Below are 25,592 nucleotides of genomic sequence, written 5' to 3'. Positions count from 1 at the left end.
ACGGTGCGTTGCGAACCGCCTAATGATCTCAACTGACATGCAGTAATTTGCGTATATCCGAATTTTGTCACGAATTAATTCATTGCGGGCGATGAAATCGGCTGCTTTTCACCTATTCTTAACTACGAGGGTCAATAGACAATAGAATATGCAGTCCGGTCGGCGTTTTGCGAGCATGTATGTTCGGGAAGCTTGGCGGCGCGCCTTGCGCCGCGTCGCATTGCTGCGCCTGAAACTCATTCGTCATTCGATCAAACCGCCCGAGCGTCTGATCGTCGCTCCGACCGATCTTCGCGGCATCGATTCGCATGTGGCCGACGAAATTCTCAATGGACGCTTCCTTCTGGCCGGGCGCATGCTGGAAACGAACGGCAAATCGCCCTTCACCTTCACCCTGCCCTCGCGGCCTTTTGCGACCCGCCTGCACAGCTTCGGTTGGCTGCGGCACATGCGGGCGCACAAGACGGAGCGCAGCGCGGCTGCTGCCCGCGCCATCGTCGACAGCTGGCTTTCCATCCATGCCGGCCGTATGGAAGGAATTGCCTGGGAGACCGACGTCACCGCTCAGCGCGTCATCGCCTGGCTGTCGCATTCGCCTGTTGTGCTGCAGAATGCCGACCGCGGCTTCTATCGCCGTTTCATGAAGTCGCTCGCTTTCCAGGTCAGGTTCCTGCATCGCATGGCGCCATATACGCTCGGCGGCCTGGAGCTGTTCCGGCTGCGCATCGCCCTCGCCATGGCCTCCGTCGCCATGCCGGCCCGCGCCTCCACGCTTCGAAGAGCGGCGCAGGCGCTCGACCGTCAGTTCGATAGCCAGATTCTGCCGGATGGCGGCCACGTCTCGCGCAACCCGCGCATCGGCCTGGAACTGCTGCTCGACCTGCTGCCGCTCAGGCAGACCTATGTAAATCTCGGCCATGACCTGCCGCAGAAGCTGATCTCCGGCATCGACCGCATGTATCCGGCTTTGCGGTTCTTCCGGCATCAGGACGGGGACCTGGCGCTTTTCAACGGGGCAACCTCCACGCTCGCCAATGAGCTGATGTCGGTGCTCAGATATGACGAGACCGCCGGCCAGCCGTTCAAGGCCTTGCCGCAGTCGCGCTATCAGCGGCTTTCCGGGGGCAAGACGGTTATCATCGCCGATACCGGCACGCCGCCTTCGGGCGGCGCGGTGCGGACCGCGCATGCCGGCAGCCTTTCCTTCGAAATGTCGTCCGGCCGCCATCGCTTCATCGTCAATTCCGGCTCGCCGAAATTCGCCGGACACCGCTATGTGCAGATGGCGCGCACGACCGCGGCGCATTCGACCGTCATCCTCAACGACACCTCATCCAGCCGTTTTTCACACTCGCCTTTCCTCGATCACGCGATCACCGAACCGGTAAAAACCGTCACAGTCGAACGTTTGGAAACGGAGGATGGGCGCGACAGCATCAAGCTCAGCCATGACGGTTATCTCAGGACGTTCGGCGTGCTCCACGAGCGTGAGCTGACGCTCAATGCCGCAGGTTCGATGGTGACAGGTCACGACCGGCTCATCCGGCGTGAAGGATATGAAAGTGACGAGGCCCTGAAGGCCGTCGCCCGTTTTCATATTCATCCGTCCATCGTTCTGCAGCAGAGCGATGGAGAATCCGTGCTGCTGACGGCGCCGGACGGCGAAAGCTGGCTGTTCTCCGCGCCCGGCAACGAAGTGCTGATTTCCGAAGACATCTTCTTTGCCGACAGCTCCGGCATTTGCGGCTCGGACCAGATCGAGATCGATTTCGATCTGGCCGAGAAGACGGAGATCCGCTGGTTTCTCTCCCGTAAGGCTTAGACGGGATTGCCGGCTCGCCAAATTCCAATCCGGGACTAAATCGAAAGGCAGAGCATCAGCGCTGTTTGCGTGGCGTCAAAGCTGTGCTAACGCGGCGACAGCAAGAAAACGTCCCTAAGGCAGGATCTCGTCCGAAAAAGCCGCTCACACTTTTCGGCCTCATGCTCTAGCGGATATCTCCCGAAGCCCGAACGGAGAAGGTTCATGGCCGTCATTTCCAAAAAGATCCCCGCCCCGGACAAGGTCGAAATCAAGACCGCGCTCCTTTCCGTTTTCGACAAGACCGGCATCGTCGAGCTCGCCCAGGCATTGTCCGAAAGAGGCGTGCGTCTGCTGTCGACCGGAGGTACCTATAAGGCGATCGCTGCCGCCGGTCTCGCCGTCACCGATGTCTCCGACATCACCCGTTTTCCAGAGATCATGGATGGCCGCGTCAAGACGTTGCACCCGACCGTGCATGGCGGCCTGCTGGCGATCCGTGACGATAGCGAGCACCAGGAAGCGATGAAGAAGCACGGCATCGAGGGCATCGATCTGGCCGTCGTCAACCTCTATCCCTTCGAAGAGGTGCGCGCGGCCGGCGGCGATTATCCGACGACCGTCGAGAATATCGACATCGGCGGTCCGGCGATGATCCGGGCATCGGCCAAGAACCACGCCTATGTGACGATTCTGACCGATCCCGAGGATTATGCCGAGTTCAAGGAGCAGCTTTCGGCTGATGCCGGCAAGACGGCCTATGCCTTCCGCCAGCGCATGGCCGCCAAGGCCTATGCTCGCACCGCGGCCTATGACGCTGCGATTTCCAACTGGTTTGCCGAAGCGCTGTCGATCGACACGCCGCGCCACCGCGTCATCGGCGGCGTGCTGAAGGAAGAGATGCGCTACGGCGAAAACCCGCACCAGAAGGCCGCCTTCTATGTCACGGGCGAGAAACGCCCGGGTGTTTCGACGGCGGTCCTTCTCCAGGGCAAACAGCTCTCCTATAACAATATCAACGACACAGACGCCGCCTATGAACTCGTCGCCGAGTTCCTGCCGGAAAAGGCGCCGGCCTGTGCCATTATCAAGCACGCCAATCCCTGCGGCGTCGCCACCGGTTCGAGCCTGGTCGAAGCCTATCGGCGGGCGCTCGCCTGCGATTCCGTTTCCGCTTTCGGCGGCATCATCGCGCTCAACCGGATACTGGACGCCGAAACGGCCGAAGAGATCGTCAAGCTCTTCACCGAGGTGATCATCGCCCCCGGTGTCACCGAAGAGGCAAAGGCGATCGTCGCCCGCAAACCGAACCTGAGGCTGCTGTCTGCCGGCGGCCTGCCCGATCCGCGCATTGCGGGGCTGACGGCGAAGACCGTTTCCGGCGGCCTGCTTGTCCAGAGCCGTGACAATGGCATGGTCGAGGATCTGGAGCTCAAGGTCGTCACCAAGCGTGCGCCGACGAGCCAGGAGCTCGAGGACATGAAGTTCGCCTTCAAGGTCGGAAAACATGTGAAATCAAACGCCGTGGTCTACGCCAAGGACGGCCAGACGGCCGGGATCGGCGCCGGCCAGATGAGCCGGGTCGATTCGGCGCGCATCGCCGCGCTGAAGGCCGAAGAAGCCGCCAAGGCGCTCGGCCTCGCGGTTCCGATGACCAAGGGTTCGGCGGTTGCCTCCGAAGCCTTCCTGCCCTTTGCCGACGGTCTCCTGTCGATGATTGCCGCAGGCGCGACGGCAGTCATCCAGCCGGGCGGCTCGATGCGCGATCAGGAGGTTATCGATGCCGCCAACGAACACGGCGTCGCGATGGTCTTCACCGGCATGCGTCACTTCCGGCACTGAAGAAGTGCTGGAAATGACCGAGCATTCCTATGCCCGGTCGGCCGGATACGGTGTGCGGATCAAGAGCACCAGGCCGCCGGCGAGAAACAGGATCAGCGTTGCCATTCCGAGCCGCGGTGAGCCGCTGAGATAGGTCACCAGCGAGAAGAGCAGCGTCGCCATGAAGCTCGTGGCGCGTCCTGAGAGGGCGTAGATGCCGAAGTAGCGGCCGGCTTCCTCCAGGCTGACGCTGCGGGCGAGATAGGAGCGCGACGAGGCCTGCACCGGCCCGAAGGCGAGACCGATCAGCAGGCCATAAAGGATATAGGCCTTTTCCGCGGCGGTGCCGAAGAGGCCACCGGAATCGGCGGTCGGCAGCGCCATCAGGCCAAACAGGGTATAACCCGGCCCGGTCGAGATGATGCCGATGGTGGCGAGAAGCAGCATGGTGAGGCTGATGACGACGGTCACCTTGGAACCGACGCCCTTGTCGATCCGGCCGGCGATCAGGCAGCCGAAGATCGCGACGACGTTCAGGATGATGCCGTAGAGGCCGATCTCGATCGTCGCCCAGCCGAACATGCCGGCGGCGAAGACGCCGCCGAGAATCAGCAGGCCGTTGACGCCGTCCTGATAGATCATGCGGGCGACGAGGAATTTCAGAACTCCGCGCCGCTCCTTGAGTTCGCCGAGGGTGTTTCTCAGTTCCCGCAGGCCGGCGCGGATGGCGGTGCCGAAGGGCAGCCCTCTGCCGACATCGGGTGTGAAAAAGAACATCGGCAGGATGAAAATCAGGTACCAGACGGCCGAGATCGGTCCCGTGATGCGCGCATCCTGGCCGGTCTTGGGATCAAGGCCGAAAAGCGGATCGAGGCCGAGAATGGTCTTGCCGCTTTCCGGGCTTGCCGCCAGAAGCGTGACGACAGCAATCAGCACGATCATGCCGCCGAGGTAACCAAGCCCCCAGGCGGTGTTGGAGAGCTGGCCGACCTCGTGCTTGGCGACCAGCCGCGGCATCATCGAATCGTTGAAAACGATCGAAAACTCGGCTGAAACCGAGGCGAGGATCATGAAGATCACGGGATAGAGGACAGGCGAACCGGGGGCTGCAAACCACAAGCCGAAAAGACTTGCGATCTTGATGATGGCGAAGAAGCCGATCCAGGGTTTGCGCGCGCCGGACTGGTCGGCGATCGAGCCGAGCACCGGTGAGAGCAGGGCGATGATCACCGATGAGATCGTCGCCATGTTGCTCCACGTCGTCTGCGCCGACACCGGGTCATCGGTCAGGCGCGAGACGAAATAGGGGCCGAAGATGAAGGTGGTGACCACCGTGAAGAAGGGCTGCGCCGCCCAGTCGAAGAACATCCACCCCCAGATGCCCTTCTCCGTGGCCTTTGGTGGCTGCGTCCCTGTCCAGTCAATGCGATTCAACATCCGCTCCTTTTTGGCGGACTGTCTCACCTCGCCCGGTCGCGCGCAAGATCGGTCAGGATGCCCGCGGCAACGGTAATGCGCGCAAGATTGGGATCGCCGCTGTCGCTGAGGCTCGAAAGTTCCTCGACGATGCGGTTGATGCGGACGCGATCCTGCGCATGCCAGGCCTGGACGGGCAGCTTCTCCTTGCCGTGATCGGAAAGCGCCGAGATGACGATGTCGCGCCGGGCGCTGGCGATCTGGTCGATGCTGCGGGCGAGCGCCAGATTTTCGTAGTGGTCGGAGGTGAGGATTCGGCCGCCTGCCGCCAGCAGCCGGGCGATCCGGAAGGTCTTCGACACCGCGAAATAATTTTCGGCCGCACGCACCAGCGGCTCGCCGGTGCGCTCGGCGATCTGCATGATCTCCGGCACCAGCGCAAAGCTCTGGAGGTTGGCGATCTCGGCAGCGAGCTTTTCGGGCACACCCGCCTGCACGTACTCCGCCTGGCGTGCGGCGGCATCGGCGGCTGCCTGTTCTGCGAAAGCAGGCCGCAACTTCTTGAGAGCGACCTGCAGCCGGCTAATTACCTCGGCCATGTCCGCCTTGGTCATGGCGGTCTTCAACAGCAGGCGCGTGAGCACGACAAAGCTGTGGCTGATTTCCTCGTAGATGCTGTTCTGCACCCCGCCCGATATCTTGCCGTCGAGCGCATCCGTCTCTGCCCAGAGTCGGGTGAGGTCGAAACCGTCACGTGCAACGATTGCGGCGCGCACCACTTCCGGCGCCGAAGCCGCCGTTGCATCCATCATCGCGACGATGAAGCTCGGCCCGCCGCGGTTGATCGCTTCGTTGGCAAGCACGGTCGCGATGATTTCACGCCGCAGGCGGTGGCGGGCGATATCGCCAGCATTCGACTTCTGCATCTTGACCGGGAAGTAATTAGACAGCGTCGACGCAAAATAGGGGTCGTCGGGCAGATCGCTTGCGGCGAGCGCGTCGAAGAGCACGATCTTGGCATAGGACACCAGCACGCCGATCTCCGGCCGCGTCAGCGGCTTGCCCGCCGTATAGCGTTCAGCAAGGGTCTGGTCGTCGGGCAAAGTCTCGACCTTGCGGTTCAGCTGACCGGCGGCTTCGAGCACGCTCATGAAGCGGCCGAGCTCCAGTCCATTTGCCGTGCCCTTGCGCTCCGTCAGCGAGATCGCCAGCGACTGGAGATAATTGTTGCGCAGCACGAGAGCCGCCACTTCAGCAGTCATCGACGAAAGAAGCTGATCGCGTTTTGCTCGCGTCAGCCGCCCGTCATGCATGGCGGCCGCCAGGGCGATCTTGATGTTGACCTCGACGTCCGAGGTGTTGACGCCGGCCGAGTTGTCGATGGCGTCGGAATTGCAGCGCCCGCCCCTGAGGCCATAGGCGATGCGGCCCTTCTGCGTGACGCCGAGGTTGGCGCCCTCGCCGATCACCCTGGCGCCCACTTCCGCCGCCGTGATGCGGATCGGGTCATTGGCGCGGTCGCCGACTTCGCTATCGGTTTCGGACGCCGCTTTCACATAAGTGCCGATGCCACCGAACCAGAGCAGATCGACAGGGCTCTTCAGGATCGCCGTCATGATCTCGAACGGCGTGGCCAAGGCTTTGTCGATGCCGATCGCGCTCACCGCTTCCGGCGTCAGCGTCACCGATTTCGCCGAGCGCGAAATGATCATCGCGCCCCTCGAAAGGACGTTCTTATCGAAGTCCTGCCAGCTCGAGCGCGGCAGATTGAAGAGGCGCTGCCGCTCGGCCAGCGTCTTTTCCATATCGGGATCGGGATCGATAATGATGTCGCGGTGATCGAAGGCGGCGATGAGCCGGATCTTCGGGGAGAGCAGCATACCGTTGCCGAAGACGTCGCCCGACATGTCGCCGACGCCGGCGACGGTAAAGGGTGTCGTCTGGATGTCGATGTCCATTTCGCGGAAATGGCGTTTTACGGTTTCCCAGGCGCCGCGCGCGGTGATGCCCATCTTCTTGTGATCGTAACCGGCCGAGCCACCGGAGGCGAAGGCGTCGTCCAGCCAGAAACCCGCCTCCTGCGCCAGAGCATTGGCGGTGTCGGAGAAGGTCGCGGTGCCCTTGTCGGCGGCGACGACGAAATAGGGATCGTCGCCATCAAGCCTGATCGTATCCGTCGGCGGCACGACCTCGGCGCCGGAGATGTTGTCGGTGATCGACAGCAGCGTGCGAATATAGGTCTTGTAAGCCTCCCGGCCAGCATTGAAGATCTCGTCGCGGCTGCCGCCCACCGGCAGCTTTTTCGGGTAGAAGCCGCCTTTGGCGCCGACGGGCACGATGACGGCGTTCTTCACCTGCTGTGCTTTGACCAGGCCGAGTACCTCGGTGCGGTAATCCTCGGCCCGGTCCGACCAGCGCAGACCGCCGCGCGCCACCTTGCCGAAGCGCAGGTGCACGCCTTCGACCTCGACGCCGTAGACGAACATCTCGCGGAAGGGTTTCGGTTGCGGCAGCCCGTCGACCAGGTGCGGATCGAGCTTGAAGGCCAGCATGGCTTTCGCCGACCCGTCGGGGTTCTTCTGGAAATAGTTGGTGCGCAGCGTCGCGTCGACGATGTTGACGTAACGGCGCAGGATGCGGTCGTCGTCCAGGCTCGGCACGTTGGCAAGCTCGGCCTCGATCGCCTGGTGCAGGTCGGCGATCTTCTTGACGCGGGCCTTGTCGGAAAGCTTGGGATCGAGCGTGTCGTGGAACAGGCGGAAGATCGCTGCGGCCACACCAGGATATTTGTCGAGCGTCGTTGCGATATAGTCCTGCGAATAGGCGATGCCGGCCTGTCTGAGATAACGGGCATAGGCGCGCAGCACATTCGTCTCACGGGCCGAGAGCCCCGCCGAAAGGATCAGCCGGTTGAAGCTGTCATTGTCGATCGTGCCGGCGAAGGCGGCGACGAAGGCTTCCTCGAGCGCAGCGCCATACCGGTGCAGATCGATTTCGCCGCCGGTGCGGGTCTCGAGCTCCATGTCGTGCAGCACGACGAGTTTGGTTTCGCCGTCGGCGACCGGTACTCCGATATCGAAGGTGCGTTCGCTGACGACATTGAAGCCGAGATTCTCGAGAAGCGGCACGCGGCGCGACAGCGCCAACTGACCGCCGGCGTGGAAGATCTTCAGCGAGAGGATGCGGCCATGGCCTTCCTGACGATGATAGAACTGGATGCGGAGCGGCTCGCCGGCGGCGCAGGCGCCGATATCGGCGAGATCAGCGACGGTTTCTTCCGGGGTGAAGGAATCCTGGAAGGCCTGGTCGACCGATATTTTCGGCGCCTTGGGCCCGGCCAGCGCTTCGAAACGGTCGTCCCAGCGGGCGGTGATTTCGCGGATCGTCTGCTCGAGCTTGGCTTGCGGAATGCGTGGCGTCTTGCCGCCGGAACGGCCGATGATGAAGTGCACGCGCGCGACGCCGCCTTCGGGAAAAGCCGGGTAATAGGCGGAGACACGGCCGTCATAGACCGTCTTCAGATAGGTGCCGATCCGCTCGCGCACGATCGAGTCATATTCCTCACGCGGAACATAGACGATGACCGAGACGAAGCGGTCGAAATGGTCGATGCGCGGCAGGACGCGCACGCGCGGCCGGTCGGCGAGATCGTTGATCTGCTCGGCAAAGCTTGCAAGCAGCGTCGTGTCGATCTGGAAGAGGTCGTCGCGCGGGTAGGATTCCAGCGTGTTGTCGAGCATGCGGCCGGAATGGCTCATCGGGTCGAAGCCGAAATGCTCCTTCACCTTTTCGATCTTCGAGCGCAGCAGCGGGATTTCGGAGGCGAGCGAGGTATAGGCCGTCGAGGTGAAAAGACCGACGATGCGCAGCTCGCCGGTGACGTTGCCCTCGGCATCGAACCGTTTGACGCCGACATAATCCATATAGGCGCGGCGATGGACGATCGATTTTACATTCGCCTTGGTGACGATCAAAAACTCGGGGCCGTCGAGGAAGGCAAGGATCTCCGGCGTGGTGGTCACGGCGTCCTTGCCGGTGCGCAGCACGAGAACGTCTGGGTTGGAGAGGATGCCGAGGCCGGCGCCCTTGTCGCGCTCGACCTTGGCGTCGGCGCCCTTGCCCGAATAAATATATTCACGCATGCCGAGGAAGGTGAAATTCTCGTCGCGCAGCCAGGTCAGGAAGGCTACCGCCTCGGCATGTTCGGCCTTCCTGCGGCCGGCGCCGTTGGCCGAAAGCTCGGTGATCACCCCGTCGAGCTTGGCAAGCATCGGCTTCCAATCCGAGACCGACAGGCGGACCTGTTCGAGCACGGTCTGGACGCGCTTGACGAGATCGGCAGCCTGGGTGGAGTTCAACGGGGCAATGTGGAGCTGGATATGGCTGACTCGGGCGGCGGGATCGCTCGGGTGGTCGGCGGAGTAGAGCGCGGGAGCTTTGCCCTTTTCCATGACGAGGATGGGGTGCACGGCCATGAACAGATCGCGATAGGTGCTCGTCACTTCACCCATGACCGATTCATACAGGAAAGGCATGTTCCGGTCAGTCACCGACAGCACCGAAACGGCGGTGCCGCCAGGCGTCACCTCGGCAATTGTGTCGATGCTGACGCGGGGCGCCTTGCCGCTCCAGGCGGCAAGTTCCTTTGCAGAATGCACGGCAGAGCGCGCCAGCATGTCGGGCGTATAGAGTTCCAGATCGTCATTGCTCGCCCGGCCGAAGAGAATTTCCGGATCGAGATGCGCCTCGCTCATCGCCTTGGCGATCTTGCGCGCAGTTTTGATCTGCTTTTCCCGTTTCGGATTGTTTCTGGCAGCCATGAATCGCCTCCCCGCAATGGACTGATTTTTTGCAAGCTAGCAGAAGATTTCTCGAAAAAATCCCTAAAAGAGAGGCCTCAGGCATTGTTTTGATGCTTTTTTGCCGATGGAAATGGGAAATTGTCAGAGATTTTTTCGCTTTTGAGGCCAAAACGCATTGGCAAGGCCTCTCTTCCGGCTTTGCTTTCGCGGCACATTTCCATGCTCACGTGAAGAATGGTTGACAGCCCGGCGTCAAAAAGATCATCAAACGCCATCATCATTCGGACCTCGATTTCATGTCGGAAAATGCAGCGGGCGCAGTCATCGTTATTTCCAGCCACGTCGTGCGTGGCTCGGTTGGCAATCGGGCGGCGGTGTTTGCGCTGGAGACGCTCGGCCATCCGGTCTGGGCGCTGCCGACCATCGTCCTGCCCTGGCATCCCGGCCATGGCCGTTCGACGCGGCTGACATTTGCCGAAGGGGATTTCGACGCGGCGATCGACGACCTGATCCGCGCGCCCTGGATCGGTGAAGTCAGGGCAGTGCTTTCGGGCTATTTCGGCAATGCCGCCCAGGCACGCTCGGTCGCCCGGCTGATCGCTGCGCTCCGGCAAAACAATCCCGAACTGCTTTATGTCTGCGATCCGGTCATGGGCGATCTCGGCGGCCTCTACGTGCCGGAAGCCACAGCCGAGGCCATTCGTGATCATCTCATTCCGCTGGCCTCGCTCGCAACGCCGAACCGGTACGAGCTCGCCTGGCTGTCGGGAGCAGCGCTCGATGACAACAGCGCAATCATGGAGGCAGCGCTGGCGCTCGGGCCGTCGCGCATGCTCGTCACCTCGGCGGTGCCCATGATGGCGGGCGGTACCGGCAATCTCTTCCTTTCCGGCCGTCACGCGCTGCTTGCCGAGCATCGCATCGTCCAGAACCCGCCGAATGGTCTCGGCGACCTGCTCGCCGCCGTTTTCCTGTCGCGCCTGCTGTCCGGCCTCGAGGATGAAAAGGCGTTGCAGCTTGCCACCGCCAGCGTGTTCGAAGTGCTTGCGCGTGCGGTCAAGCGCGGCAGCAACGAGTTGATGCTGGCCAGCGATGCGTCCAGTCTGTCGACGCCGATGGCCATGGTGCAGATGCGCCGGCTCGTACACCCGGCGCAGCGGCGGAAAAAATGACGCATTTGTCAATGTGCGCATTTTGCGGTGCAGCAGTTGATCTTGTCTTCCGCCCGCGCTAATCCAGAGGCATGCAGCGTTTTCCCAACACCCTTCTGAACGGTTATCGCAACTTTATGAACGGGCGTTATGCCGACGCCCGCGACAGGTATCGGCAACTTGCCGAAAACGGCCAGAACCCGAGCACGCTGGTCATTGCCTGTTCGGACTCGCGTGCGGCTCCCGAGCTGATCTTCGATGCCGGCCCGGGCGAGCTTTTCGTCATCCGCAACGTTGCCAATATGGTGCCGCCCTACGAGCCGGACGGTCATTTCCATTCGACGTCGGCCGCTCTTGAATTTGCCGTGCAGGCGCTGAAGGTCTCGGATATCGTGGTAATGGGCCATGGCCGCTGCGGCGGCATTCGGGCGGCACTCGATCCGAATGCCGAGCCGTTATCGCCCGGCGATTTCATCGGCCGGTGGATGTCGCTGGTCAAACCCGCAGCCGAGCAGATCCAGAGCAATGACGTGATGACCGCGGCCGAGCGGCAGACGGCGTTGGAGCGTGTCTCCATTCGCAATTCGCTCAACAATCTCAGAACCTTCCCGGAAATCAAGGCGCTCGAGGACGCAGGAAAAATGCACCTTCATGGCGCCTGGTTCGATATCTCGACCGGCGAGCTCTGGGTCATGGACGCCGAAACACGCGATTTCATCCGTCCCGAAATCTAGGAGCGTACCGGTTTATCACTTTTTTAAGGATTGCTGTTAAGCTTCTAATCGGCTGCACATGACCGGCATTTGACCACGTGGCGATTGGCGATGAAGTTTGAAACCATCAAAAAGGTTATCCTGGCCGCCATCCTGCTGCCGTTCGTCTTCATGCTCATTGAAGGCGTCTTCGTCCTTCGAACTTCGATCCTGCAATACAGAGATCTCGAGAAGGACCGGCAGTTCGCCGACGTACTTGCGCGTGGCGGGTCGATCGCGGCCACGGAAATTCTGAGCGAAATCGATGCCACTCGCCGCTATCTCGCGCATCCCAGCAGCGGGACTGCTGTCGACATGCAGCAAAGCCGACTGACGCTGGATCGCGAACGCCGCGCTTTCTATGCCAGCTTGCCGCCTCGCGATACGCTCGATCAAGGGCTTGCAGGTGAATTGTCGGCCCTCAGCCTTGCCTATAGCCGCATCGTCGCCGCGCGAAGCGCGGTCGACCAGGGCCGTTATTCCGGCAGCAATCCCGGTTCCATCTACTGGTATGCGGCTCTCAAGCAGCTTGCGGTCGTCGACGCACTTTCACCGCTGATCAGCGACCCGGTGCTGCTTGAAAAATCCAACCAACTGATGGGCATCCTGCTCACCTACTACGGCGAAAGATTGATTACCGGAATCGGCACTCGTTACCTCAATCAAGATGTTTCTGCCCGATTTCCGATCGAATTGTTCATTCAAGGCAAGACCATGCTCGGTGCCGGCATGGATCACATGGTCTTCCATTCGACCGCGCCGATCGTGCGCGACATCGTTGCCTATCTCGGTCGCGGCGACCAACTGAAGGCGAATGCGATCACCGACGCCATTCTCGCCGGGTCGCGGCCGTCGCGCGCAATGGGCGACGCCTGGGCGGCCGCACAGCGCGAACGCATGGCTTTCCTTCAGCAAAAGATGGTCGAGGCTGCGAGCGATATTCACGAGACCGGCGAACAGTTTTCCACGCTCTCGCACATACACCTGATACAGATTCTGGCGCTGTGCGCAGGCCTGTTGATTCTCGCCACGCTGGTAATGATGCTGGCGGCAAGAGGACTTCGGCTGATCGACAAGCTCGCTCGGGACCGGGAGACGCTGGTGGGTGAGTTGCGCAACGCTGCTCAAACCGATCTTCTGACGGGGCTCTACAACAGGCGCGGCTTCGAGGTCGCCGCCTCCGCGCTCCTTACGCAGGCCGAGCACGGCTCGCACTGGATTTCCGTCGTCCTCTTCGATCTCGATCATTTCAAGAAAATCAACGATATCCACGGCCACGATGCCGGCGATGCCGTGCTGCGGCACGTCGCCGGCGTTGCGCGCCAGAATTTTCGTTCCTTCGATCTCTTGGTGCGGCATGGGGGCGAGGAGTTTCTGGCGCTTTTGCCGGATTCGACGCCCGACAACGCCGCCATCGTCGCCGAGCGCGTGCGACAGGCGATCGAGGCGGCGGAAATCCCTCTTGCGAGTGGCGATCTCCTCAAGGTCACGGCGAGCTTCGGATGCGCCGGCCGGGCAAACGACGCCGCCAACCGGAACTTCGAGGATCTGGTCAAACGCGCCGATCTGGCGCTCTACGCCGCCAAGGCCTCCGGCCGCAATTGCGTGGTGTCGGGGCCGGTGGTGCCGGCTCCGCCGCAGGAGGAGCGACGCAAGACGGCATCGGGCGGCGGTTTTGATTCCCGCATATGAAAAACGCCGCCTTCGCAGCAGCGTTTCCAGAGCTTTTCCAGGTTAGGCTGGAAAAGCTCGGTATCGTTGTCAATGAAGTGTTATCTGCCGCCGTCGATCTGCTGGCCGATATAGGCAATCGCCTGCTGATAAACGCTGGCGGCGTTCCAGCCCTGGATCGCGGTGAAATTTGGCTCTCCCGGCTGATAGCCGGCGCCGGCACGCCAGCCGTGGCCCTTGAGGAAATTTGCGGTCGAGGCCAGCGCATCGGCGCGGGAGCCGACCATGTCGACCCGGCCATCGCCATCGCCGTCGGCGCCGAAGCGCACGACGTTGCGCGGCAAAAACTGCGTCTGGCCGATTTCACCATGGGCGGCACCCTTGGCCTGCGGGCTCAGATAACCCTCGGAAACCAGCTGGAGCGCAGCATAGAGCTGATCGGTGAAATAGTCCGAACGACGGCAGTCATAGGCAAGGGTCGACACAGCCGAGAGCGTATGCTGGTTGCCCATATAGCTGCCGAAACCGGTCTCCATGCCCCAGATTGCGATCAGCGGACCGGCGGGAACGCCGAAGCGGCGTTCGATCGAGGCAAAAAGGGCCTGGTTGGCCGCTTTCATCGACCGGCCGCGGGAAATGACGGCGGCACCGCCGCGCTTCTGCATGAAGGCGTCGAAGGAGAGCTTGAAGCTTTTCTGGCCGCGGTCGGCGGCGATCGTCGGCTTGTTGTAGTTGACGTTAGCGAAGGCGCGGTTGAGCACCGATTGGCTGACGCCATTGGCCGCTGCCGTCTGCTTGAAATCGGCGACCCAGGCGTCGAAGCCGGCGCTGGTATTGCCACATTGCGGTCCTTGTGCGAACGCCGGTACCGCGTGGAGGACGCCCATTGCCGCAGCGGCCGCCAGAAACAACTTTGTCATGCGCATTGAGAAACCCCGCTCTCGATCTGCATAGTTTTTAAGCGGGCAAGAGAATGCCAGCCACTCGCGATTTTGTCACGATCATCGTTTAGCGAGCGCTTATACAGTCGTATTTGCCCCGGAAAAAGCCCCGCTCAACGAGCAGGGCTTTAACATCTTATGGTTTACAAATGGTATCAGGCTGCCTGCTTGCGCGGCTTGACCAGGCCGCGATTGACGAGCAGCTCGGCGATCTGGATGGCGTTCAGCGCCGCGCCTTTGCGCAGATTGTCGGAAACAACCCACATATTGAGGCCGTTTTCGACCGTGGCGTCCTCGCGGATGCGCGAGATATAGGTCGCATCTTCGCCGGCGGATTCATAAGGCGTGATGTAGCCGCCGTTCTCGCGCTTGTCGATGACGAGGCAGCCCGGGGCATCGCGCAGGATATCGCGGGCCTGGTCGGCGGTGATCTCGTTCTCGAATTCGATGTTGACCGATTCCGAATGACCGATGAACACGGGCACACGCACCGCGGTGCAGGTCACCTTGATCTTCGGGTCGAGCATCTTCTTCGTCTCGGCCAGCACCTTCCATTCTTCCTTGGTGTAGCCGTCTTCCATGAAGCTATCTATGTGCGGGATGACGTTGAAGGCGATGCGCTTGGTGAACTTCTTGTTCTCGATCGGATCGGCGACGAAGACCGCGCGCGTCTGGTTGAACAGCTCGTCCATGCCGTCCTTGCCGGCGCCGGAGACCGACTGATAGGTGGAGACGACGACGCGCTTGATCTTGGCGAAGTCGTGCAGCGGCTTCAGCGCCACCACCAGCTGCGCGGTCGAGCAGTTCGGATTGGCAATGATGTTGCGCTTGGTGAACTGCGTGACGGCGTCCGGGTTCACTTCCGGCACGATCAGCGGTACGTCGGCGTCGTAGCGCCAGGCCGAGGAATTGTCGATGACGACGCAGCCCTGCTGGCCGATCTTGGGCGAGAACTTCTTGGAGACCTCGCCGCCGGCCGACATCAGGCAGATATCGGTATCGGAGAAATCGTAATTCTCCAGATTGGAAACCTTCAGCGTCCGGTCGCCGTAGGACACTTCGGTCCCCTGCGAACGTGCCGAGGCGAGCGCCACGACCTCATCGGCGGGGAAGCCGCGTTCGGAGAGGATGTTGAGCATCTCCCGGCCGACATTTCCGGTCGCTCCCGCAACTGCTACTTTAAAACCCATTTCTCAAGCTCTCTTTCTCTTCTCTCCTCTTGTCCGGTGAGGGGAAAGGCGCGACGGATCGCGTCTTCCTGTCCCCAGCCGAGCCGGGGAGAGAGCGGCAGGCCAGAGACGTCAGACAGTTTTCGTCGTCGTTTTGGCCTTGGTTTTGGCAGAAACCGGAACGGCAATATCCACCCCGGCAACCCGTGCCCGGTCATCGCATGCGGCAATGGCGTGTTCGTCGCGAACCATGGAGATTCCTTTTCCGCTGTTGCTCTTAGAAGGTTTTCCGCAGGAGTCAAGGTTTTTGCGTGAGCAGACAGCAGGTCAAAAGGGGCGGCCGCAAGCCGGGCTTTTTGTCATGCCGCTGTCATGCCCGGGAGATATCCCAACCCGGTTGTTAATGTCTGCAACGAAAACGGGGGTTTTCCATGCGTATGCTTCTCGCCGCCTTTGCGGCCACCACCATCCTCGCGGGCGCCGCTCAGGCGACGACAGTCTATCCGCTTGATCGCGCGACGATCCTTGCCGGCTCCCCATTCGATTTCAAGGTCGAGCTCAACAAGCAGGTCAAGCCGGAAGATGTGAAGGTCACGGTCAACGGTCAGGATTACAAGACTGTCCTTGGGGGCGAAGCGCAGTTCATCGAGCTGGAAAAAGGCAAGGAAGACAAGGCCCTCGGTTCCGCTCTTCTGCTCCGCGGCTTGAAGATCTCGGAACCCGGCGCCTACAAGATCGAGGTCTCCGCCGGCAATGAGACGAAGTCGGTCACCTGGGACGTTTACGAAACCGCCGCTCAGCCGAAGGCCAAGAACATTATCTTCCTCCTCGGCGACGGCCTTTCCGTCGCGCATCGCACCGCCGCCCGCATCATGTCCAAGGGCATGACCGAGGGCAAAGCGAACGGCCGCCTGAATATGGACGATCTCGATCATATGGCTTTTATCGGCACGTCAGCGACGAATGCCGTTGCCACGGACTCGGCCAACACCATGTCGGCCTTCATGACTGGGCACAAGACGGCCGTCAACGCGCTCGGCGTCTATGCGGACCGGACACCGGCCGCACTCGACGACCCGCGCGTCGAAACCTTTGGCGAGGCCGTTCGCCGCACGACCAAGAAGTCGATCGGCATTGTCGCGACGTCCGAAATCGAGGATGCGACGCCAGCTGCGGTCGTTTCCCATACCCGCAGCCGCAACGAAAAGGCCGACATCGTCGGCATGCTGCTCGAGGTGAAGCCGGAAGTCATCCTTGGCGGCGGCTCGGCCTATTTCCTCGGCAAGGAAGTCGCCGGCTCCAAGCGCAAGGACAATCAGGATTACATCAAGCTGTTCCAGGATGCCGGCTACAAGCTTGCGACCGACAAGAACGAACTCGCCGCCAATGCGTCGGCTGAAGGCAACCTTCTCGGCCTCTTCCACACCGGCAATATGGACGTCACGCTCGATCGCGAGTTCCTGAAGAAGGGCACTGTCGACAAGTTCCCGAACCAGCCAGGTCTCGTCGAGATGACCAAGGTTGCGCTCGACCGCCTGTCGAAGAATGCTGACGGCTTCTTCCTGATGGTCGAAGGCTCCTCGATCGACAAGATGTCCCATCCGCTGGATTGGGACCGTGCGGTTATCGACACCATCGAATTCGACAAGGCGATCGGCGTTGCCCGCGAATTCCAGAAGGCCCATCCGGACACTCTGATCGTCGTCACCGGCGACCACACGCACGGCGTATCGATCATCGGCACCGTCGACGACGAGAAGCCCGGCACGGAAATGCGCGAAAAGGTCGGCACCTACGCCGAGGCCGGCTTCCCGAACTACAAGGATGAAAATGGCGACGGTTATCCCGACAAGATCGACGTCAGCCGCCGCCTGTTCCTGAGCGCCAACAACGGCCCCGATCACTACGAGACCTTCCGTCCGAAGCTCGACGGTCCTTTCGTTCCGGCCGTCCAGAACGAGAAGAAGGAATATGTCGCCAACGAACAATATAAGGATGTTCCCGGCGCCGTCTTCGTACAGGGCAATCTTCCGAAGAGCAGCGAGAGCGGCGTTCATGCCGTCGATGATGTCGTCCTGCAGTCGGCCGGTCCGGGTGCCGAAGGCTTCCATGGTTACATGGAACAGAGCGACGTCTATCGCGTGCTCGCCGACACCTTCGCCCTCGGCGCCAGGCAAACGAACTGATTTTAAGCCGATCTTGCAGGGCCGCTTGCCGGCCTTGCCTCTTTTGTCGATCATGGTCCTGGCCGTTCACCGGCCGGGATTTGTTTCCTGGAGGCTGCCATGGACATATTCTCTTCGCTGTATCTCAGCCGCCGCCGGCTGATCGGCGCCGCCGTTGCGCTCCCCTTCACCGCTCACGCCGTTCGTGCCGCCGGCGCTTTGCTCTCCTTCGACGAGCTCTATGGCAAGTTCGGCGTGCTCGGTCTTGAGTTCTCCGATAAGGTGAAGCGCCTTGCCGGCCAGGAAATCAGCATGAAGGGATTTATGGCGCCGCCGCTGAAGGCCGAGGCGCAGTTCTTCGTACTCACCGAAGTACCGATGTCGCTCTGCCCCTTCTGCTCTTCGGATGCGGACTGGCCCGACAATATCGTCGTGGTTTACCTCTCGGAAAAACAGACCTTCGTGCAGCCGCGCCAGACAATCGAAGTGCGCGGCACGCTGGAATACGGCTCCTGGACGGATCCGGAAACCGGCTTCGTCAGCCTGCTGCGCATCCGCCAGGCCGAATATTTCGCCGTGTGAATCCGATGCTCGCGCTCGATATCGAAAACCTTGACGTTACCTTTCCAGGCCTCTCCTCGCCGGCGCTGGCGATCGGCCGCCTGTCGATCGTGGCCGGCAGCAGGGTCGCGATTACAGGAGCATCAGGCTCCGGCAAGAGCACCTTCGTCAATGTCGTCACCGGTCTGGAGCGGACGCGGCAGGGCCAGATCCGCTGGAACGGTGAGGATATCGCCGCTTTTTCGGAAAGCCGGCGCGACCGGTTCCGCGCCGTCAATATCGGCCTTGTCATGCAGGAATTCCATCTTTTTCCCGGCCTGTCGGCACTCGAGAACGTGCTTCTGCCTGCCCGGCTTGCCGGCGCCGCGACGGCCGCCGTCATGGAGCGGGCGCATGTGCTTTTGAACACGGTCAACCTGTCCCGGCCCGGCCAGAAGATCGAGACCATGTCGCGCGGCGAGATGCAGCGCGTGGCGATCGCCCGCGCGCTGCTGCGCAAGCCCGGCGTCATCATTGCCGATGAGCCGACCGCGAGCCTTGACGCCGAAAGCGGTGAGGCCGTCGGCGATCTCCTCCTCGAGCTTGCCAATGCCGAAGGCAGCACGCTGATCGTCGTTTCCCACGACCAGCGGCTCGCCGGCCGTCTCGACCGGCGCATCACGCTCAGCTCCGGTCGAATCAGCAAGGATGCCATTGCCGCTGCGGGGGAGGCCGCATGATCCGCTTCATTTGCGCCGATCTTCGCCGCCTGTGGGCGGGATCGCTGGTTGTCGTGCTGTTGGTGGCGCTTGCGACCGCGCTCGGCGTCTCCGTGGTCCTGCAGGAGCGGGCGCTTCGCCTCGGCAGCGCGCGCGCCGCCGATAAGTTCGACCTCGTCATCGGCGCCGGCGGCAGCGAGACGCAGCTCGTGCTCTCCTCCGTCTTCCTGCAGCCCTCGCCCCTGCCGCTGATGCCGGGCGAGGTGCTGGCAAGACTTGCCGCCGATCCCCGGGTCGACTGGGCGGCGCCGATCGGCTTCGGCGATTCCTTCTCCGGCTACCCGATCGTCGGCACGACGACAAAAATGTCGAACAAGCTGTCCGGCGACTTTGCCGAAGGCAAGGCTTTCACGCATGAGGGAGAGGCAGTGATCGGCTCCGCGGTCAGGCTTTCGCTCGGCGATGAAATCAAGCCGATGCATGGTTCGGCGGAAGAAGGGGGCGAAACCCATACCGAACTCGCCTATCATGTCGTCGGCCGCCTGCGGCCGACGGATACTGCCTGGGACCGGGCGATTCTCGTTCCCATTCAGGCGGTCTGGCACATTCACGGGCTGGAAGCGGAGGAGCATGCGGATGACGCCGAGGAGAGCGAAGGCGATCATGATCATGCCGGCGCCGAGCATGACGAGCATGGTCATCACGGCGCGCTCGATCCGGATGCGACGCTGAACGAGACCTGGGCCGCAGATGCTCCAGGCCTTCCGGCGATCCTCGTCAAGCCGAAAACGATCGCCGACGCCTATAAGCTCCGCCAGGACTATCGCAACGGCAACACCATCGCCGTCTTCCCCGGCGAGGTGCTAACCAGTCTTTACGCCACACTCGGCGATGCCAAGCAAATCCTTGTTGCGGTCGCTTCCGGCGCACAAGCTCTCGTCGCGGCCTCGCTGGTGCTGGTTACGGTCATCCATATCGGCCAGCGCCGTCGTCAGATCGGCGCGCTCAGAGCCTTCGGCGCCCCGCGCGGCGCGATCTTCGGCATCGTCTTCCTTGAATTTTTCTTCCTGGTGGCAGTCGGCATAGCGCTTGGGTTTGCACTCGGTTTCGCCGCGGCGCTGACCTTGTCCGGCATGCTCTCCCAGACCAGCGGCGTCGCCATGCCGGTTGGCTTCGCCCGGGAAGATGCCGGGCTTATGGGGGTGTTGCTTGCCTTTGCCGGCATTCTCGCCGCATTGCCGGCAGTGCTTGCCTACCGGCAATCGCCGGCGCAGGCGCTGAGGGCGTAGCAGGTCCCTTCGCTACCAACTAAAACTGTCCGCCGCCAAATGTCATCACCCGGCAGAAGGGCTGAGCAACGCTGCGATGCGAGTGATGAACGCGCGCTCGTTAGACTAAAGTCATAATCCCAAAGCATCTCTCTTTGCGGCCCGTCTTTTCTGGCACACTCTCGTCAGGCGTGTCGCGGCCAGGGGTATGCTTTGAGGAGAGTAGGCCGCGCGCGTTGCTCATCACTCTGTGGAGGACAGACAATGGCAAATGTCGCAAGCATCGACGGCGCGAAGGCCGGTCCGATGACGGGCGAGGAGAAGAAGGTCATCTTCGCCTCTTCGCTCGGTACCGTTTTCGAATGGTATGATTTCTATCTCTACGGTTCGCTCGCCACCTATATCGGCGCGACCTACTTCACCCAATATCCCGAGGCGACGCGCAACATCTTCACGCTGCTCGCCTTTGCCGCCGGCTTCCTGGTGCGTCCGTTCGGTGCGCTGGTCTTCGGCCGTCTCGGTGATCTCGTCGGCCGCAAATACACCTTCCTGGTGACGATCCTGATCATGGGCATGTCGACTTTTCTCGTCGGTATCCTGCCGGGAGCCGCCAGCATCGGCATCGCGGCTCCGATCATCCTGATCGGCCTGCGCCTGCTGCAGGGATTGGCGCTCGGCGGTGAATATGGTGGTGCGGCAACCTATGTCGCCGAACATGCGCCGAACGGCCGGCGCGGCTATTTCACCTCCTGGATCCAGACGACGGCGACGCTCGGCCTGTTCCTGTCGTTGATCGTCATCATCCTGGTTCAGTCGCTGATGGGGCCGGCTCAATTCGCCGCCTGGGGCTGGCGTATACCGTTCCTGGTCTCGGTCGTCCTGCTCGGCATTTCGGTCTGGATTCGCCTGAAGATGAATGAATCGCCGGCATTCCAGCGCATGAAGGCGGAAGGCAAGGGCTCCAAGGCGCCGCTGACCGAAGCTTTCGGGCAGTGGAAGAACGCCAAGATCGCGCTCATCGCGCTTCTCGGCGCCACCATGGGACAGGCGGTCGTCTGGTATGGCGGCCAGTTCTATGCGCTGTTCTTCCTGCAGAACGTGCTGAAGGTCGACCTCTTCTCGGCCAATGTCATGGTCGCTATTGCGCTCTTCCTCGGCACGCCATTCTTCGTCATCTTCGGCGGCCTTTCCGACAAGATCGGCCGCAAGCCGATCATCATGGCGGGCCTTCTCATCGCGGCGGTGACCTATAATCCGCTGTTCAAGGCGATGACCTGGACGGCAAACCCGGCACTTGCCGAAGCGCAGGCCTCGATCCGTGCAACAGTTACGGCCGATCCGGCGGATTGCAAGTTCCAGTTCAACCCGACGGGCACGGCGAAATTCACCAGCTCCTGCGACGTGGCGACGGCGTTCCTGACCAAGAACTCGGTGCCTTATGACGTCGTGCCTGGCCCCGCCGGACAGCCGGCGACGGTGAAGGTCGGTAACGCGACGGTCCCGAGCTTCGACGCCGCTGCCGCCGGCGACAAGGCGAAGGGCATGACCGCCGCTTTCGAAAAGGCCGTCAACATTGCTCTTCACGATGCCGGCTACCCGCTGAAACGCGGCGTCGCCAAGGTGCCGGATGCCAAGCTCGATGCCTTCATCGCCGCCAATCCGGAACTTTCGCTCAATGCCGATGCTGTTCGCGCCGGCGAGAAGGAAACCATGCCGGCAGCCAAGCTGGTCGAAGGCAAGCTGCTGACGGCCGATGAGGCCAATGGCGTCACCGACATGGCGGTCTACAACATCGCCAATGCCGGCAGCTTCGCCATGGTCGCCGACCCGAATCGCGTCAATTGGATCGGCACGATCGCCATCCTGTTCGTCCTCGTGATCTATGTGACGATGGTCTATGGCCCGATCGCGGCACTTCTGGTCGAGCTCTTCCCGACCCGCATCCGCTACACCGGCATGTCGCTGCCCTATCACATCGGCAACGGCTGGTTCGGCGGCCTGCTGCCGGCGACGGCCTTCGCGATGAGCGCTGCCGCAGGCGACATCTATTACGGCCTCTGGTACCCGATCGTCTTTGCGGCGATCACCCTTGTCATCGGCGTGATCTTCCTGCCGGAGACGAAGAACAGGGATATCCACGCCCTGGATTGATTACGCGATCGAGCGTGAGAAACTCGAAAAAGGCCCGGCGCTCACAAGGCGCCGGGCTTTTCAATGTCGGGGAAAAGGCGTTTGGCGAGTGGCCAGCCATCCGGCGCCAGTTTGAAGAGCAGGCCACAACGGGCATAGACGATCGCCGTCAGCAGCGAAAACCAGCCGCCGAAGGCAAGACCGGCGATGACGTCGCTCGGATAATGGGCGCCGACCATGACACGCGTCATGGCAAGCCAGATGGCGCAGGCGATGAAGAGAATGCGGTAGCGCGGAAACAGAAGCGCAAAGGCGGCGAAGAAGGCGCCGACCGTTGTGGAATGGCCGGAGGGAAAACTTTCAAAAGCGGCATGGCCCGAAAAGGGCGTGAAAGAAAACATGCCGTAATCGTGGAAATGGTCGGGACGCGCCCTTCCAATCGCCCGTTTCAGGAGATTGGCGAGAAGTCCGGAGAAGACGACCGTGGTGAAGAGATAGGCGCCGATCCAGCTGACATAAAGCGCCTGCGCCTTGGACCGCGCGGTCTTCAAAAGCTTGTAACCCGCCCTGCCCTGAAAGAAGAGCAGAATGCTGATGCAGATCAGCCAGGCGGAATCGCCGAAGCCGGTCAGCAGCTGGCCGAGCTGCTTCACCGCCGCAGGGCGTTCGCTGGCGCCGACCGGGGCATCGAAGAGCAGCATGGAAAGAGCCACGGCATTGATGGTGACGAAGAGGCAGGCCTGCCAGCGCAAGGGCGGCATGCCAACGCCGCCGCGGCGCCAGCGCCTATCAAGGGAAGCCCAAAATGCCCGCATCCTGTCGTCCGTTCGATTTTGCCGGGTTAAAATTCGGCGCAAAATACACGAGATTGTGGCTGAGAATAGCCCGTTTCGGATATTTCGACCGACCCGGCTGCGGCTGCTCGGCCTCACATGAAAAAGCCCTCCGCATGCGTGATGCGAAGGGCGGGAAACTGTTTCACGTGAAATATATCAGACGGAAAGCGCCTTGAACTCGGCGAGGATCGCATCGCCCATCTCGGCGGTGCCGACTTGCCTTGCGCCATCGGCCATGATGTCGCCGGTGCGGATGCCCTTGTCGAGCACGTTGGCGATCGCCTTTTCCAGATCGTCGGCTTCCTTCACCAGGTTGAAGGAGTAACGCAGGCACATGGCGAAGGAGGCGATCATGGCGATTGGATTGGCAATGCCCTTGCCGGCGATGTCGGGGGCCGAACCGTGCACCGGCTCGTAGAGCGCCTTGCGCTTGCCGGTTTTACCATCCGGCGCGCCGAGCGAAGCCGAGGGCAGCATGCCGAGTGAACCGGTCAACATGGCGGCGACGTCGGAAAGCATGTCGCCGAAAAGATTGTCGGTGACGATGACGTCGAACTGCTTGGGCTGTCGCACGAGCTGCATGCCGCCGGCATCGGCCAGCATATGTTCGAGCTGAACGTCGGAATATTTCGCCTTATGCGTTTCGGTCACGACCTGGTTCCACAGCACGCCCGACTTCATGACGTTGCGCTTTTCCATGGAGCAGACGCGGTTCTGCCTTGTGCGGGCCATTTCGAAAGCGACGCCGGCGATGCGTTCGATCTCGTAAGTATCGTAGACCTGCGTGTCGATGCCGCGCTTCTGGCCGTTGCCGAGGTCGATGATCTCCTTCGGTTCGCCGAAATAGACGCCGCCCGTCAGCTCGCGGATAATCAGAATGTCGAGGCCTTCGACCAGTTCAGGCTTCAGCGACGAGGCCGAGGCAAGAGCCGGATAGCAGATGGCGGGACGCAGGTTCGCGAAGAGCTGCAGGTCCTTGCGCAGGCGGAGCAGGCCGGCTTCCGGACGCACTTCGTAAGGCACGCTATCCCATTTGGGGCCGCCGACCGCGCCGAAGAGAACGGCGTCGGCGGCAAGCGCCTTCTGCATGTCGGCTTCCGAGATCGCCGTACCATGGGCATCGTAGGCAGAGCCGCCGACAAGGCCTTCGTCGGTAACGAAACCGGCATTCATCGCCTCGTTCATATAGGCGATGATCTTGCGGACCTCGCCCATGGCCTCGGGACCGATGCCGTCACCCGGCAGCAGGAAAACATTGCGCGCTGTCATGGAGCCCTCCTGGAAAAACAAGCTGCGGCTTCTTAGACCCCGGAACTGGGCATTTCAAGCGAGGGAACGGGCGAATCGGTACGCCTCGTTCTCAGCGCCGACGGTTGCTCCGACGCCTTCAACTGGAATAGAACGGTAGGCTCCAGCATTTATTTCCGGAATGTTTCCATGCCTTCAGCGCCTCTTCATCTCGACACGCCTCTGGCTCGAACAGCGCCTGATTACAGCGCCAGCGGCAAGCCGCTCTGGCTGAAGCTCGATGCACTGCAGCCCTCCGGCAGCTTCAAGCTGCGCGGCGTCGGTCGGCTTTGCCGGCACGAGGTGGACAATGGCGCGCGGGAGATCTTCTGTGCTTCCGGCGGCAATGCCGGTATTGCCGCGGCCTATGCCGGCCGGGCGCTCGGCGTGCCGGTCACGATCGTCGTGCCGGAGACGACGGCGGCCGATGTCCGGCAGACGATTGCCGCAACCGGCGCCAATGTCCTCGTGCACGGAGCCGTTTTCGACGAAGCCAATGCCCACGCGGTCGAACTCGCCCGCAGCCGCAAGGCAAGTTATGTGCATCCTTTCGACCATCCGCTTCTGTGGGATGGCCATGCGACGCTGATCGACGAAGTGGTGGCGAAGGGTGCAAAATTTGACTGTGTCGTCACCAGCGTCGGCGGCGGCGGGCTGCTTGCCGGCATTGTCGAGGGGCTGAAGCGAAACGGGCTGCCCGACGTGCCTGTGATTGCCGTCGAAACCGAAGGGGCAGCTTCGCTGCATGAGAGCCTCAAGGCAAATGAGCGCATCGCCCTGCCCGCAATCACCTCGATCGCCACATCGCTCGGCGCGCGGCAGGTGGCCCCGCATGTCTTCGACCTGCCGAAACGGCATCCGATCGAAAGCGTTCTCGTCAGCGACGCCGACGCCGTTGCCGCCTGTCTGAAATTTGCCGATGCGCAGCGCATCCTGGTCGAGCCGGCCTGCGGTGCTGCCCTTGCCGTTGCCGATGTGCATGCCGGGCTGCTTGCCCGCTTCGACAATCCGCTGATCGAAGTCTGCGGCGGCATCGGCGTGTCGCTGGAAAAGCTGAGGCTCTGGAAAGAGAAATTTCTCTGAGCTGCGGCAGTTACAGCGTCCTTTGCGCGCGTGAGATGCG

At 61.8% G+C, this 25,592-nt stretch carries 18 protein-coding genes and 1 pseudogene; 11 read left to right on the top strand and 8 right to left on the bottom strand.

Annotation, left to right across the window (positions count from 1 at the left end; genetic code table 11):
• Positions 1–148 precede the first annotated feature (148 nt).
• Positions 149–1,822, top strand: coding sequence for a heparinase II/III family protein (locus B5E41_RS03950; RefSeq protein ID WP_088391202.1), 1,674 nt, complete (start codon positions 149–151; stop codon positions 1,820–1,822).
• 204 nt (positions 1,823–2,026) lie between these two features.
• A complete protein-coding gene (gene purH / locus B5E41_RS03945) occupies positions 2,027–3,643 on the top strand; it encodes a bifunctional phosphoribosylaminoimidazolecarboxamide formyltransferase/IMP cyclohydrolase (protein WP_088391200.1) in 1,617 nt (538 codons plus the stop codon).
• 27 nt (positions 3,644–3,670) lie between these two features.
• Here purH and B5E41_RS03940 read toward each other — a convergent pair whose 3' ends face one another.
• The 3 genes from B5E41_RS03940 to B5E41_RS03930 form a co-directional block, all read right to left on the bottom strand.
• Positions 3,671–5,059: an MFS transporter gene (locus B5E41_RS03940; RefSeq protein WP_088391198.1), complete on the bottom strand. Its 1,389-nt coding sequence runs from the start codon at positions 5,057–5,059 to the stop codon at positions 3,671–3,673.
• A gap of 23 nt (positions 5,060–5,082) precedes the next feature.
• On the bottom strand, positions 5,083–9,858 hold the full coding sequence (locus B5E41_RS03935) for an NAD-glutamate dehydrogenase (RefSeq protein WP_088391196.1): 4,776 nt from the start codon (positions 9,856–9,858) through the stop codon (positions 5,083–5,085).
• Between the two features lie 77 nt (positions 9,859–9,935).
• Positions 9,936–10,121 carry a hypothetical protein gene (locus B5E41_RS03930; RefSeq protein WP_176439335.1) on the bottom strand — a complete coding sequence of 62 codons (186 nt, stop codon included), beginning with the start codon at positions 10,119–10,121 and terminating at the stop codon, positions 9,936–9,938.
• A 15-nt stretch (positions 10,122–10,136) separates the two neighbouring features.
• On the opposite strand from B5E41_RS03930, the gene pdxY reads away from it, so the two are divergent.
• From pdxY to B5E41_RS03915, 3 genes are all read left to right on the top strand, one after another.
• Positions 10,137–11,012 carry a pyridoxal kinase PdxY gene (gene pdxY / locus B5E41_RS03925; RefSeq protein WP_088391194.1) on the top strand — a complete coding sequence of 292 codons (876 nt, stop codon included), beginning with the start codon at positions 10,137–10,139 and terminating at the stop codon, positions 11,010–11,012.
• Between the two features lie 71 nt (positions 11,013–11,083).
• Positions 11,084–11,725 (top strand): carbonic anhydrase, encoded by a 642-nt coding sequence (locus tag B5E41_RS03920; protein WP_088391192.1) that lies wholly within the window; start codon positions 11,084–11,086, stop codon positions 11,723–11,725.
• A 90-nt stretch (positions 11,726–11,815) separates the two neighbouring features.
• Positions 11,816–13,435, top strand: a complete 1,620-nt coding sequence (locus B5E41_RS03915) for a GGDEF domain-containing protein (protein WP_088391190.1) — start codon at positions 11,816–11,818, stop codon at positions 13,433–13,435.
• Positions 13,436–13,515: 80 nt separating this feature from the next.
• Here the strand turns inward: B5E41_RS03915 and B5E41_RS03910 are convergent, their stop codons facing one another.
• From B5E41_RS03910 to B5E41_RS32005, 3 genes and pseudogenes are all read right to left on the bottom strand, one after another.
• Entirely contained in the window at positions 13,516–14,340 is an 825-nt protein-coding gene (locus tag B5E41_RS03910; protein WP_088391188.1) for a lytic murein transglycosylase, read from the bottom strand.
• A 170-nt stretch (positions 14,341–14,510) separates the two neighbouring features.
• Entirely contained in the window at positions 14,511–15,545 is a 1,035-nt protein-coding gene (locus tag B5E41_RS03905) for an aspartate-semialdehyde dehydrogenase (RefSeq protein WP_020922622.1), read from the bottom strand.
• 111 nt (positions 15,546–15,656) lie between these two features.
• A pseudogene (locus tag B5E41_RS32005) lies at positions 15,657–15,870 on the bottom strand (hypothetical protein).
• An 85-nt stretch (positions 15,871–15,955) separates the two neighbouring features.
• On the opposite strand from B5E41_RS32005, the gene B5E41_RS03900 reads away from it, so the two are divergent.
• The 5 genes from B5E41_RS03900 (at position 15,956) to B5E41_RS03880 (ending at position 22,367) form a co-directional block, all read left to right on the top strand.
• Positions 15,956–17,710 carry an alkaline phosphatase gene (locus tag B5E41_RS03900; protein ID WP_088391186.1) on the top strand — a complete coding sequence of 585 codons (1,755 nt, stop codon included), beginning with the start codon at positions 15,956–15,958 and terminating at the stop codon, positions 17,708–17,710.
• Between the two features lie 99 nt (positions 17,711–17,809).
• Entirely contained in the window at positions 17,810–18,271 is a 462-nt protein-coding gene (locus tag B5E41_RS03895) for a hypothetical protein (protein ID WP_088391184.1), read from the top strand.
• A 5-nt stretch (positions 18,272–18,276) separates the two neighbouring features.
• Complete coding sequence (locus B5E41_RS03890; RefSeq protein ID WP_088391368.1) at positions 18,277–18,969, top strand: ABC transporter ATP-binding protein; 693 nt, start codon at positions 18,277–18,279, stop codon at positions 18,967–18,969.
• Positions 18,966–20,237 carry an ABC transporter permease gene (locus tag B5E41_RS03885; protein ID WP_088391182.1) on the top strand — a complete coding sequence of 424 codons (1,272 nt, stop codon included), beginning with the start codon at positions 18,966–18,968 and terminating at the stop codon, positions 20,235–20,237. Before B5E41_RS03890 ends, B5E41_RS03885 begins: the two co-directional genes overlap by 4 nt.
• A 243-nt stretch (positions 20,238–20,480) precedes the next feature.
• Entirely contained in the window at positions 20,481–22,367 is a 1,887-nt protein-coding gene (locus B5E41_RS03880; protein ID WP_088391180.1) for an MFS transporter, read from the top strand.
• Between the two features lie 41 nt (positions 22,368–22,408).
• Here the strand turns inward: B5E41_RS03880 and lpxE are convergent, their stop codons facing one another.
• Both lpxE and leuB read right to left on the bottom strand, forming a co-directional pair.
• Positions 22,409–23,161: a lipid A 1-phosphatase LpxE gene (gene lpxE, locus B5E41_RS03875; RefSeq protein WP_176439334.1), complete on the bottom strand. Its 753-nt coding sequence runs from the start codon at positions 23,159–23,161 to the stop codon at positions 22,409–22,411.
• 177 nt (positions 23,162–23,338) lie between these two features.
• Positions 23,339–24,451 (bottom strand): 3-isopropylmalate dehydrogenase, encoded by a 1,113-nt coding sequence (leuB, locus tag B5E41_RS03870; protein ID WP_088391178.1) that lies wholly within the window; start codon positions 24,449–24,451, stop codon positions 23,339–23,341.
• A 168-nt stretch (positions 24,452–24,619) separates the two neighbouring features.
• Between leuB and B5E41_RS03865 the strand changes: the two genes are divergently transcribed.
• Positions 24,620–25,552: a pyridoxal-phosphate dependent enzyme gene (locus B5E41_RS03865; protein ID WP_064805751.1), complete on the top strand. Its 933-nt coding sequence runs from the start codon at positions 24,620–24,622 to the stop codon at positions 25,550–25,552.
• Positions 25,553–25,592 lie beyond the last annotated feature (40 nt).

It is taken from the genome of Rhizobium esperanzae (genome assembly GCF_002204185.1).
GTDB lineage: Bacteria > Pseudomonadota > Alphaproteobacteria > Rhizobiales > Rhizobiaceae > Rhizobium > Rhizobium esperanzae.
This window is presented reverse-complemented; position numbering and strand designations above follow the sequence as displayed.